10 protein-coding genes are annotated in these 11752 nt (G+C 70.8%); 9 read left to right on the top strand and 1 reads right to left on the bottom strand.

Annotated elements, in window-relative coordinates; translation table 11 throughout:
- Positions 1 to 105: 105 nt before the first annotated feature.
- The 4 genes from NVS83_RS00725 (at position 106) to NVS83_RS00710 (ending at position 4540) form a co-directional block, all read left to right on the top strand.
- Positions 106 to 1437 carry a GntT/GntP/DsdX family permease gene (locus tag NVS83_RS00725; RefSeq protein ID WP_258737614.1) on the top strand — a complete coding sequence of 444 codons (1332 nt, stop codon included), beginning with the start codon at positions 106 to 108 and terminating at the stop codon, positions 1435 to 1437.
- A 17-nt stretch (positions 1438 to 1454) separates the two neighbouring features.
- On the top strand, positions 1455 to 2879 hold the full coding sequence (locus NVS83_RS00720) for a GH1 family beta-glucosidase (RefSeq protein WP_258737613.1): 1425 nt from the start codon (positions 1455 to 1457) through the stop codon (positions 2877 to 2879).
- Positions 2880 to 3020: 141 nt separating this feature from the next.
- Positions 3021 to 3326, top strand: a complete 306-nt coding sequence (locus NVS83_RS00715) for an acyl carrier protein (RefSeq protein WP_258731333.1) — start codon at positions 3021 to 3023, stop codon at positions 3324 to 3326.
- Entirely contained in the window at positions 3326 to 4540 is a 1215-nt protein-coding gene (locus NVS83_RS00710; protein WP_258737612.1) for a beta-ketoacyl-[acyl-carrier-protein] synthase family protein, read from the top strand. Before NVS83_RS00715 ends, NVS83_RS00710 begins: the two co-directional genes overlap by 1 nt.
- Here the strand turns inward: NVS83_RS00710 and NVS83_RS00705 are convergent.
- Entirely contained in the window at positions 4528 to 5517 is a 990-nt protein-coding gene (locus NVS83_RS00705) for a LysR family transcriptional regulator (protein ID WP_258737611.1), read from the bottom strand. The genes NVS83_RS00710 and NVS83_RS00705 overlap by 13 nt on opposite strands.
- 117 nt (positions 5518 to 5634) lie before the next feature.
- On the opposite strand from NVS83_RS00705, the gene NVS83_RS00700 reads away from it, so the two are divergent.
- The 5 genes from NVS83_RS00700 (at position 5635) to purU (ending at position 11750) form a co-directional block, all read left to right on the top strand.
- Positions 5635 to 6885: a sarcosine oxidase subunit beta family protein gene (locus tag NVS83_RS00700; RefSeq protein ID WP_258737610.1), complete on the top strand. Its 1251-nt coding sequence runs from the start codon at positions 5635 to 5637 to the stop codon at positions 6883 to 6885.
- Positions 6885 to 7148, top strand: a complete 264-nt coding sequence (locus NVS83_RS00695) for a sarcosine oxidase subunit delta (protein WP_258737609.1) — start codon at positions 6885 to 6887, stop codon at positions 7146 to 7148. Before NVS83_RS00700 ends, NVS83_RS00695 begins: the two co-directional genes overlap by 1 nt.
- Positions 7145 to 10117 carry a sarcosine oxidase subunit alpha family protein gene (locus NVS83_RS00690; protein ID WP_258737608.1) on the top strand — a complete coding sequence of 991 codons (2973 nt, stop codon included), beginning with the start codon at positions 7145 to 7147 and terminating at the stop codon, positions 10115 to 10117. Before NVS83_RS00695 ends, NVS83_RS00690 begins: the two co-directional genes overlap by 4 nt.
- Positions 10118 to 10159: 42 nt before the next feature.
- Positions 10160 to 10753, top strand: coding sequence for a sarcosine oxidase subunit gamma (locus tag NVS83_RS00685; protein WP_258737607.1), 594 nt, complete (start codon positions 10160 to 10162; stop codon positions 10751 to 10753).
- A gap of 127 nt (positions 10754 to 10880) precedes the next feature.
- Positions 10881 to 11750 carry a formyltetrahydrofolate deformylase gene (purU, locus tag NVS83_RS00680; RefSeq protein WP_258737606.1) on the top strand — a complete coding sequence of 290 codons (870 nt, stop codon included), beginning with the start codon at positions 10881 to 10883 and terminating at the stop codon, positions 11748 to 11750.
- The last annotated feature ends 2 nt before the right edge of the window (positions 11751 to 11752 follow it).

Raw genomic sequence — 11752 nt, 5'->3', positions numbered from 1 at the left:
CGGTGCCGGGGGATGGCGTATCGCCGCTGCACCGCCAGACGCACGGTGACAGCGCGCCCGCCGCGCGCTAATCGAGTCGGCTCCCGCCCTCGACCTCCGTCATCCATGTCGCTTCATCAGGCTGCCTACCTCCTCGTCGCGCTGATCCTGTTCGTGCTCATGGTCCGGCGCGGGCGGGTGCAGACCTTCCTCGCGCTGACGCTCGTCGCCATCGGCTTCGGCTATGCGGCGGGCATGTCGACCTCCTATGTCGGCAAGGCCTTCGGCCTCGGCTTCGCACAGGCCGTCAACACGCCGGGCCTCACCATCATCGCAGCGGCCCTCATCGCGGCCATCGCCGACGGCGCGGGCGCCACGGATTTCCTCGCCGCCAAAGCACGCGGCTGGCGCACGCGCTCGGTGCCGCTGGCGATCATCGGCCTCCTCGCCGGCCTCGGCTCGACGCCGGCGGCCGCCTTCGCGGTGTTGAACCCGTTGCGCCGGGCGATAAGCGGTGACAGCCCGCGCTCCGCGCTGGTGCTGGGGCTGAGCCTCTCCGCCAGCCACGGCGTGCTCATCCCCGCGCCGGTGATGCTGGCGAGCGCCACCATCCTCGGCGCCGACTGGATGCTGGCGGCACAGATCGGCCTGCCGCTGGCCCTCCTCCTTGGCGCCCTCGGCACCGTGCTCGCGAGGACGACCACGGCGAGCGGGACTGTTCCCGCGCCGACCGCCGAGCTTGTCGATGGCGAGCGCCTGCACGCGCCGCGCCGGGCCAGCTTCGCCCTCGTCGCGGTCAGCCTCGTGCTTGTGGCGATGCTCATCACGCAGTCGCTGGGCGACATCGCGAGCGAGCCGCTGGGCGGCGGCTCGAACCGCGAATTCCTGTTGGCGCTCGGCCGGCCGGCGATCCTGCTCATGGTCGGAACCGGCCTGATGCTGCTGCTGAGCTGGTTCTGGCCGCCGGGCGGTCTGTCCGAGGAAGGATGGGTCGGCCTGGCACTCACCCGCGCCGCCGGCCTGCTGCTGCTGATCGGCGCCGCCGGCGGCCTCTCCAAGATCGCGCAGGAGACCGGCATGGCGGAGATGAATGCCGAGCGCCTGATCGGCCTCGCGCCCGCCGGGCCGCTCGCCCTGCTGCTGCCCTTCGCACTGGCAGCGGTGGTGAAGACGCTGCAGGGCTCCTCGCTGGTGGCGGCGATCACCGCTTCCGGCATGGTGATGGAACTCGTCGGCCCGCTCGGCCTCGGCGATCCCGCCGGCCGCACGCTCGCCGCGCTCGCGGTCGGGGCGGGGGCGATGTGCGCGCCGCATATAAATGACGGATTTTTCTGGCTGGTTGCGAATGCGGGCCGCTTCACCCCCGGCGCGCTGCTGGCGCGGCTCTCGCTCGGCACGCTGCTTCAGGGAGCGCTCGCCGTCGCCGTGCTGATGCTGATCCGGCTCATCGCATCCTGAGGCCAGGGAGACCGCCGATGCTCCGCCGCCGTGACTTCCTCGCCTGCGCCGCCGCGGCCACCGCGCTGCCGGCGCTTCCCGGCCCGGCGCGGGCGCAGGCGCCGATGCCGAAACTGCCCTCCGGCTTCATCTGGGGCGCCTCGACCTCGGCCTACCAGATCGAGGGGGCGGTGAAGGCGGACGGGCGCGCGCCCTCGATCTGGGACACCTTCTCGCATACGCCCGGTCGGATCGCCGACGGCACCAATGGCGACATCGCCTGCGACCACTACAATCGCTACGCGGCCGATGTCGACCTGATGGCCGATGCCGGCTTTCGCGCCTACCGCTTCTCCATCGCCTGGCCGCGCGTGATCCCGCAGGGCACCGGGCCGGTGAACGCCGCCGGACTCGACTTCTACGACCGGCTGGTCGACCGCCTGCTCCAGCGCGGCATCGCGCCCATGGCCTGCCTCTACCACTGGGACCTGCCGCAGGCGCTGCAGGACCGGGGCGGCTGGCACAATCGCGACATCGCCAACTGGTTCGCGGACTATGCCCGGGCGGCGGTCGCCCGGCTCGGCGACCGGGTCCGGCCCTGGGCGATGCTGAACGAGCCCTCGGTCCACGCCATCTTCGGCCACGGATTCGGCAACCACGCGCCGGGCCTCACCGGCTGGGCGAGCTACGTCACCGCGCAGCACCACCAGAACCTCGCACAGGGCACCGGCATTGCCGCCATCCGCGCCGAACGCCGCGACCTTGCGTTGGGCACCGTATTCTCGCTGCAGCCGATCTATCCCGCCAGCAACACGCCGCAGGACGTCGCCGCCGCGGGCCGGTTCGACGCCTGCTGGAACACGATCAACCTCGATCCCCTGTTCCACGGCCGCTACCCGGCCGAGTTCGAGCGCTATTTCGCCCCGCTCACCGCGGCCAACGACATGGCGACGATCCGCGTGCCGGTCGATTTCCTCGGCGTGAACTATTACGGGCCGTCCTACATCAAGCACGATCCCGGCGCCTTCCTCGCGCAGGCCGGCTACGGCGCGGTGCCGCCGGGCACGCCGCGCACCCTGCTCGGCTGGCCGATCGAGGCCAACGGGCTGGTCAAGGTGCTGGCGCGGCTGCGCGACCATTACGGCAACCCGCCCGTCTACGTGACCGAGAACGGCGCCTGCTACGAGGACCCCGCACCCACCGGCGGCGTGGTGCAGGACCCGGAGCGCGTCGCCTATATCCGCGAACATCTCGAGGCCTGCGCGACCGCGATCCGCCAGGGCTGCGCGCTCAACGGCTATTTCGTGTGGTCGCTGCTCGACAATTTCGAGTGGGCGGAAGGCGAGCGCCGGCGCTTCGGCGTGGTGCGGGTCGATTTCGACACGCTGGAGCGGACCCCGAAAGCCTCGCTGCAGTTCCTTTCCGGGCTGATGCGGGCGCAGCCGGCTTCCGCCGCACCGTAAGGTGCTTCGCACGCGTGACATGCGCCAGACACATATGTCGGTCATTTGACGCTGGTTCGAGAACACCCTTTCCTGTGCTACCAAGCGTTAAATCAGAGATGTCCCCGCCAACCGGCGGGACCCGCAAAACCGAGCAGTTGCATGCAGACAGACGATCCCGCCGTCGCTGAAATCATCGCGTTCATCTCCGGCGAAGTCGGGGTCGATTCGAGCCTGCTGACGCCCGAGACCCCCGTCGCGGAGCTCGGCATTTCCTCGCTCGACCTCATCGAGACCATCTTCAAGCTCGAAAGCCGGTTCGGCATCGAGATCCCCAATGACGGGCCGCTGAACGGCAACGACGTGACCGTCGGTACGCTGGTCGAGCATGTCGCCGGCCTACTCGCGGCCAAGAACGCCAAGAGCGCGGCGCCCGGGGCCGCCGGCCCCTCGGCGAAGACCGCCTGATGAGCGCACGCGTCGCGATTACCGGTCTCGGCGCCGTCTCGGCGCTGGGCCTCGACGTCGCCTCCCATCTCGCCGGGCTGAAGGCGGGCACGGTGGGCATCGCGCCGCTCCGCCGGGTCGATGCGACGACTCTGCGCTCGAAGATCGGCGCCGAGGTGCCGGAATTCGACCCGCAGGCCTATTTCGAGCCGCGCCAGCTCGGCCTGCTGGACCGCAGCTCGCAAATGGGCCTCATCGCGACGCGCGAGGCGGTGGCGCAGTCCAGCGGGGCGCTCGAGGGGGTGGCCTTGCACCGGGCCGGCGCGATCTTCTCGGCTTCCATCGGCTACTGGACGATGGAGGAGGGCTACCAGAAGCTCTATCTCGACAAGGCCCCGCGCCCGCATCCCTTCACCGTTCCGCGCGCCATGCCGAGCGGCACGGCGAGTGTCGTGACCATGGATCTCGGCATCCACGGCCCGGCCTTCGGCATCGCCTCGGCCTGCTCCTCGGCGAGCCACGCCATGGGCACGGCGTTCCACATGGTGCGCTCGGGCATGCTCGACGTGGCCGTTGCCGGGGGCGCCGAGGCGTCGATGACGCCGGGCATGCTGCGGGCCTGGGAGGCGCTGCGCGTGCTCTCGCCGGAAGGCTGCCATCCCTTCTCCAAGGACCGTTCCGGCCTCGTGCTCGGCGAAGGCGCCGCCGTCGTGGTGCTGGAGAATCTGGAGCAGGCCCGCGCGCGCGGCGCCACCATCCTCGCCGAGATGACCGGCTTCGGCATGAGCTCCGACGGGATCGACATGACCGCGCCGGACACGGAAAGCTGCGCGCGGGCGATGAGCCTCGCGCTGGAAGACGCCGGCATCGCGCCCGAGGCGGTCGACTATGTGAACGCCCACGGCACTGCGACTCCGCTGAACGACAAGACCGAGAGCGCCGCCATGCGGCTCGTGTTCGGCAACCGGCTGGCGGCGCTGCCGGTCTCCTCCACCAAGTCGATGTACGGCCACACGCTGAGCGCCTCGGGCGCGCTCGACATGGTGGCGACCGTGCTGGCGCTGCGCGAAGGCTTCCTGCCGCCGACCATGGGCTTCAACGAGGCCGACCCGGAATGCGACGTCGACTGCGTGCCGAACGCCTCGCGCGCCGCTTCGCCAGAGGTCGCCATCTCCTCGAGCTTCGCCTTTGGCGGCCTCAATGCCGTGCTGGCGGTCCGGCGCTATCCGGGCTGAAGCCCGACGCCCTCGACGTGGAGCGGGCCGTCGCTCGCCGGGCCGGCAAGGTCCCGGAGCGCGGGAATGACGCCGGCGAGCTGCGCGCGGCAGAAGGCGGCGATTTCTCGCGGCAACCGGCCGAGCTCCTGCCGGCGGGCGATCAGAGTCAGATGCCGCACCAGCCCCGGCCCCGGCAGCGGGCGGCAGGCGAGCCCGTCCAGCGCCAGCGCGGCTTCGAACACGCAGAGCGGCGTCGTGATGGCAACGCCCGCCCCGGCGGCGACGCTCGCCGTCACGCCGTAGGGGGTGTCGAATTCGAGACGTCGCGGCAAATCCAGGCGCAGCCGCCGCAGATGCCGCTCCACCTCCATCCCGGTCTTCGAGCGGGCGGAGAAGCGCACCAGCGGCAGCGTCTGCGTCAGCGCGACGAGATCGGCCGGCCGCGCCGGCGGGGCGACGTCCGCCGGCATCAGCAGCACATAGGGCTCGCTCAGCAGCGGCCAGCGCTCCAGCCCCTCGATCTCGTCGAGGTCGTCCGCGCCGACCAGCAGGTCGAGCTGGCGGGTCAGCAGCGCCCCGGCATGCGAGGCGGTGAGCCCGGAGAGCACCGAGGCCTGCTCCGCCATCTCGTCCAGCTTTCCCGCCAGCGGCGCCATCAGCGCGCGCGAGAGCGAGTCGACGAGGCCCGCGCGCAGCAGCGGCAGCCGGGCATGCTCCGCCTCGCGCAGCAGCGGCGCGATCTGCCGCGCCTCGGAGAGCAGCGCGCTCGCCCGCTGGCGCAGCGCGCCGCCGGCCGCCGTGAGGGCGAGCGGGCGGGCGCTGCGGTCGAACAGCAGGACGCCGATGCGCCGCTCGAGGTCCGCCACCGCCTGCGACACCGCCGGCTGGGTGAGCGAGAGCCGGCGCGCGGCCTGCGCCATGGTGCCCGCCTCGCAGACGGCAAGGAAGATGTCGAGGCCACGCAGATCGAAGGGCAGCGCGTCGGGTGAGGCCATGGTTTTCCTTCCACCGGTGGGCGCGCCAAGAGCGCATCCTCAGCTATAACCAAAACTTATATTATCACCAGCACGGGCACGTTCTAAAGCTCGATCCAATGATCGCGCGAGGCCCTGATGCGCTACTCCTTCCTCAGCATCCTGAAGAACGGCCTGTCCGGCCAGTCCGGCTGGAAACCCGCCTGGCGCGACGCCGCGCCGAAGCCCGCCTATGACGTCGTCATCGTCGGCGGGGGCGGCCACGGCCTCGCCACCGCCTTCTACCTCGCCAGCGAGCATGGCATCCGCAACATCGCGGTAATCGAGAAGGGCTATATCGGCTCCGGCAATGCCGGGCGGAACACCACCATCATCCGCTCCAACTACCTGCTGCCGGGCAACGAACCGTTCTACGAATGGTCGATGAAGCTGTGGGAAGGGCTGGAGCAGGCGGTGAACTACAACGCCATGGTCAGCCAGCGCGGCGTGCTCAACCTCTATCATTCCGACGCCCAGCGCGACGCCTTCGCCCGGCGCGGCAACTCCATGCGGCTCGCCGGCGCCGACAGCGAATTGCTGGACAGCGAGGGCGTGCGGGCCATGTACCCGTTCCTCGACTTCGACAATGCGCGCTTCCCGATCCGCGGCGGCCTGCTGCAGCGGCGTGGCGGCACCGCGCGGCATGATGCCGTAGTGTGGGGCTATGCCCGCGCCGCCGACCAGCTCGGCGTCGACATCGTGCAGAACTGCGAGGTGACCGGCTTCCTCACCGAGGGCGACGCCATCGTCGGGGTCGAGACCTCGCGCGGGCCGATCCGCGCAGGGAAGGTCGGTCTCGCCGTCGCCGGCTCCTCCTCGCGGGTGGCGAAGCACGCCGGCCTGCGCCTGCCGATGGAGAGCCACGTGCTGCAGGCCTTCGTGTCCGAAGGGCTGAAGCCGATGATCGACGGCGTCGTCACCTTCGGCGCCGGGCACTTCTACATCAGCCAGTCCGACAAGGGCGGGCTCGTCTTCGGCGGCGACATCGACGGCTACAATTCCTATGCCCAGCGCGGCAATCTTCCCGTGGTGGAGGACGTCGCCGAAAGCGGCATGGCGCTGATGCCGCGCATCGGCCGCCTGCGACTGCTGCGCATGTGGGGCGGCGTCATGGACATGTCGATGGACGGCTCGCCGATCATCGACCGCACGCCGCGTCCCGGCCTCTACCTCAATTCCGGCTGGTGCTATGGCGGCTTCAAGGCGACGCCGGCCTCGGGCTGGTGCTTCGCCCACCTGCTGGCGACCGACCGCGACCACGCGACCGCCACCGCCTTCAAGCTCGACCGCTTCCGCACCGGCCACCTCATCGACGAAAAGGGAGTCGGCGCCCAGCCGAACCTGCACTGATGCGCATTCCCTGCCCCTATTGCGGCGCGCGCGACTCCGCCGAGTTCGCCTATCTGGGCGACGCGACGCCCACCCGTCCCGATCCCGAGGCGCCGGACGCGCAGGACGCGTTCCACGACTACGTCTATCTGCGCGACAATCCGGCCGGCGCCCATGCCGAATGGTGGTACCACGCCGCCGGCTGCCGCCGCTGGGTGAAGGTCGAGCGCGACACGCTCACCCATGTCGTCTCGCAGGCGCGGTTCGCGGGAGGCGCCGAATGAGCCGCCTCGCCACGGGCGGTCTCGTCGACCGCGATCGCCCCCTCTCCTTCACCTTCGACGGCGTGAGCTATGCCGGCCTCGCCGGCGACACGCTCGCTTCGGCGCTGCTGGCGAACGACGTCCGCCTCGTCGGCCGCTCGTTCAAGTATCACCGCCCACGCGGCATCCTCTCGGCAGGGCCGGAGGAGCCGAACGCGCTGGTCGAGCTGCGCACCGGCGCCCGCCGCGAGCCGAACACGCGCGCCACCGTCGCCGAGCTGTTCGACGGGCTGGAGGCGTCGAGCGAGAACCGCTGGCCGTCCCTCAAGCTCGACGCGCTCAGCGTCAACGGGCTGGTGTCACCGTTCCTCGGCGCCGGCTTCTACTACAAGACCTTCATGTGGCCGGCCGGCTTCTGGGAGAAGCTCTACGAGCCGGCGATCCGCCGCGCCGCCGGCCTCGGCCGCGCCGCCGCGGAGGCCGACCCCGACCATTACGAGAAGGCCAACGCCTTCTGCGACGTGCTGGTGATCGGCGCCGGCCCGGCCGGGCTGATGGCGGCGCTCGCCGCCGGGCGCGCGGGGGCGCGGGTCATTCTCGCCGACGAGGATTTCCTGCCGGGCGGGCGGCTCAATGTCGAGGCCGTCGAGATCGGCGGCAAGGCGGCAAGCGCCTGGGCGGCGGGCATCGTCGCCGAACTTTCGGGCCTGCCGAACGTGCGGATCATGACGCGCACCACCGTGTTCGGCGTCTATGACGACGAATATGGCGCCGTGGAGCGGGTCGGCGATCATCTGCCCGTCCCCGCGCCGTTCCAGCCCCGCCAGCGGCTCTGGCGCATCGCCGCGAAGCGCACCGTGCTCGCGGCCGGCGCCACCGAACGGCCGATCGTGTTCGGCGGCAACGACCGGCCGGGCGTAATGCTCGCCGGCGCCGCGCGCAGCTACGCCAATCGCTACGGCGTCGCCGTCGGCAGCACGGTCGCGGTCTTCGCCAACAATGACGGCGCGTGGGCATCGGCCTTCGATCTCGCCGCGGCGGGCGTCGCCGTGGCGGCTATCGTCGACATACGCCGCGAGGTCGCCCCTTCGCTGATGGCGCAGGCCAAGGCGCTCGGCCTTCGCACCCTCCTCGACGGGCAGGTGACCGGCACTGCCGGCCGGCTGGTCGGCGGCGAGCTCACCGGCGTCTCGGTCCGGGCGAACGGGCGCAACGAGACACTCGCCTGCGACGCGCTCGCCATGTCCGGCGGCTGGTCGCCCAACGTCCACCTCACCTGCCACCATCGCGGCAGGCCGGTGTGGGACGCGTCCATTGCCGCCTTCGTGCCCGGCGGCGCGCCGCCCGACATGACGGTGGCGGGCGCGGCACGGGGCACCTTCGCGCTGTCCGGCATATTGGCGGAAGGGGCGCGGCTGGGCGGTGAGGCCGCGGGCGATCTCGGCTTCGCCGCGGCCGCCCTCGACCTGCCGGCGACGAAGGACACGCCCGCTGCGATCACCGCCTTCTGGCAGGTGCACGGCTCGAAGGGTCCGGCCTTCGTCGACCAGCAGAACGACGTCACCGCCAAGGATGTCGGCATCGCCCACAAGGAGGGCTTCCGCGCGGTCGAGCACCTCAAGCGCTACACCACGCTCGGCATGGCGACCGATCAGGGGCGCACCTCGAACGTGGCCGGCCTCGCCATCATGGCGGAGCTCAGCGGCGCCGGCATCATCGAGACCGGCACCACGATCTTCCGCCCGCCCTACACGCCGGTGGCGCTGGGCGCGCTCGGCGGCCACCATCGCGGCAAGGACTTCCGGCCCACCCGCCTCACCCCGACCCATGGCTGGGCGGAGGAGCAGGGCGCCGTGTTCGCCGAGACCGGCCCCTGGCTGCGCGCGCAGTATTTCCCGCGCCCCGGCGAGAACGACTGGCTGGAAACGGTCAACCGCGAGGTGAAGGCGGTGCGCGCCTCGGTCGGGCTGATCGACGTCTCGACCTTCGGCAAGATCGACCTGCAGGGGCCCGACGCCGGCACCTTCCTCGACCGCGTCTACATCAACGGCTTCGCCAAGCTCGCCGTCGGCAAGGCGCGCTACGGCGTGATGCTGCGGGAGGACGGCATCGTCATGGACGACGGCACCACCGCCCGCCTCGCCGACGACCACTATGTGATGACCACCACCACCGCCAATGCCGGCAAGGTCTACCAGCACCTCGAATTCTGCCTGCAGGTGCTGTGGCCGGAGCTCGACGTGGCGCTCGCTTCGATCTCCGAGCAATGGGCGCAGATCGCCCTCGCCGGCCCGCGCTCGCGCGAGGTGCTGGCGAAGATCGTAGATGCCCCGCTCGACGTCTCCAATGAGGGCCTGCCCTTCATGGGAGCGGTCGAGGCCACGGTGATGGGCGGCGTCGCCGCGCGCATCTTCCGGCTCTCCTTCTCGGGCGAGCTCGGCTACGAGATCGCCGTGCCCGCCCGGCAGGGCGAGGCGCTGGCCCGCGCGCTGATGGCGGCCGGCGAAGCCTTCGGCATCACGCCCTACGGCACCGAGGCGCTCGGCGTGCTGCGCATCGAGAAGGGCCACGTCTCGGGCAACGAGCTGAGCGGCCAGACCACGGCCGGCGACCTCGGGCTCGGGCGCATGGCCTCGACGAAGAAGGACTATATCGGCCGCGTCCTGGCCGCGCGCCCCGGCCTGGCCGATCCCGATCGTCCGACCTTCGTCGGCTTCCGGCCGGTGGACGGGGCGCAGCGCCTGCGCGCCGGCGCGCATTTCCTGCCACTCGGCGCGCCCGCCGACATGGCCCATGATGAGGGCTACATGACCTCCGTCGCCTTCTCGCCCCATCTCGGCCAGTGGATCGGCCTCGGCCTGCTGAAGAACGGGCCGGCGCGCATCGGCGAGCGCGTGCGCGCCTATGACCCGGTCCGCGGCGGCGATATCGAGGTCGAGATCTGTTCGCCCGCCTTCATCGATCCGGAAGGGAGCCGTCAGCGTGTGTGAACCTGCCCGATCGTGCTCCCCGTCCGCCGGGATGTACCTGCCATGACCTCAGCGCTCGAACTGGGCCCCGTCACCCGCATGCCGCCCGCCGGCCGATACGGCCCGCAGACGAACCCGGGCATCACGGTCGAGATGTCCGACCCGCCGGGCCTCGCCACCCTCGCCGCGCGGCGCGGGCAGATGGCCGAGCTGGTCGCGGCGACGCGGCAGGCCTTCGGCCTCGACCTCGTCGACGGACCGCAGGTGTCCCGTAGCGAGGGCATGAGCGCCGTCGGAACCGGCCCGGGCCGGTGGTTCGTGCTCGGCGATGCGCCCGGTGACATGAGCCGACGCCTCGCCCCGCTCGCTGCCTATGCCGCGATCACCGAGCAGACCGACGGGTACGTCGCCTTCGCGCTCGCCGGCCCGCGCGTGGACGAACTCCTCGCCAAGGGCGTGACGATCGACCTCCACCCGTCGGCGTTCCCGCCCGGCCGCGCGGCGACGACCAATGTCGCCCATATCAACCTCACCCTGTGGCGGGAGGCGCCGGACCGCCATGTCCTTCTGGTCGGGCGCAGCCATGCGGTGGGCTTTGCCCGCTTTCTCATCGCCTCGGGCGCCGAGTACGGACTGAGCTTCGCCCGTCGAGGTTGACCGCGGCGTGTTGCGCGCTTCCCTCGACGCCTCATCTCCCCTAAAACCCGCGCCCACATACCGCCCGTCGCCTGAAGGTCCCGTTCGGGGATCGGCGGCGGCGCAGGGCGCCCCGACGAGAGCCGCCATGACCGACGAGTCGAACACCTACATCCTGCTCTTCTCCTGCCCGGACCGTCCCGGCATCGTCGCCGGCGTCGCCAACTTCCTGTTCGAGCACGGCTGCAACATCCTCGAGGCCCAGCAGTTCGACGACACGGAGAGCGGGCGCTTCTTCATGCGCGTCTCCTTCGAGCGCGTGTCGGGCGAGGAGACGCTGGAGAGCCTGAGCGAGAAGTTCCTGCCGCTGGCGGAGAAGTTCGGCCTCGACTGGCGCCTGCGCTCGCGGGCACGCAAGCGCAAGGTCATGCTGCTGGTCTCGCGCTTCGACCACTGCCTCGCCGACCTTATCTATCGCTGGCGCATCGGCGAGATCCCGATGGACATCACCGCCATCGCCGCCAACTACCCGCGCGAGACCTACGCCCATCTCGACCTTGACGGCATCCCGTTCCACCACCTGCCGATCACCAAGGAAACCAAGATGGAGCAGGAGGCCCAGCTCTGGGAGCTGTTCCAGAAGACCGGCTCGGAGATCGCGGTGCTGGCGCGCTACATGCAGGTGCTCTCGGACGGGCTGTCGGCGAAGCTCTTGGGGCGCTGCATCAACATCCACCATTCGTTCCTGCCCGGCTTCAAGGGCGCACGGCCCTACCACCAGGCGCATATGCGCGGCGTGAAGCTGATCGGCGCCACCGCGCACTACGTCACCTCCGACCTCGACGAGGGGCCGATCATCGAGCAGGACGTGGAGCGCATCACCCATCAGGACAGCGCCGAGGACCTGGTGCGCAAGGGGCGCGACATCGAGCGGCGCGTGCTGGCGCGTGCGCTGGCCTGGCATCTCGACGACCGGGTGCTGATCAATGGCCGCAAGACGGTCGTGTTCCGGGACTGAGG

The sequence above is a fragment of the Ancylobacter mangrovi genome (assembly GCF_024752335.1).
In the GTDB taxonomy this organism is placed as follows: Bacteria; Pseudomonadota; Alphaproteobacteria; order Rhizobiales; family Xanthobacteraceae; genus Ancylobacter; species Ancylobacter mangrovi.
This window is presented reverse-complemented; position numbering and strand designations above follow the sequence as displayed.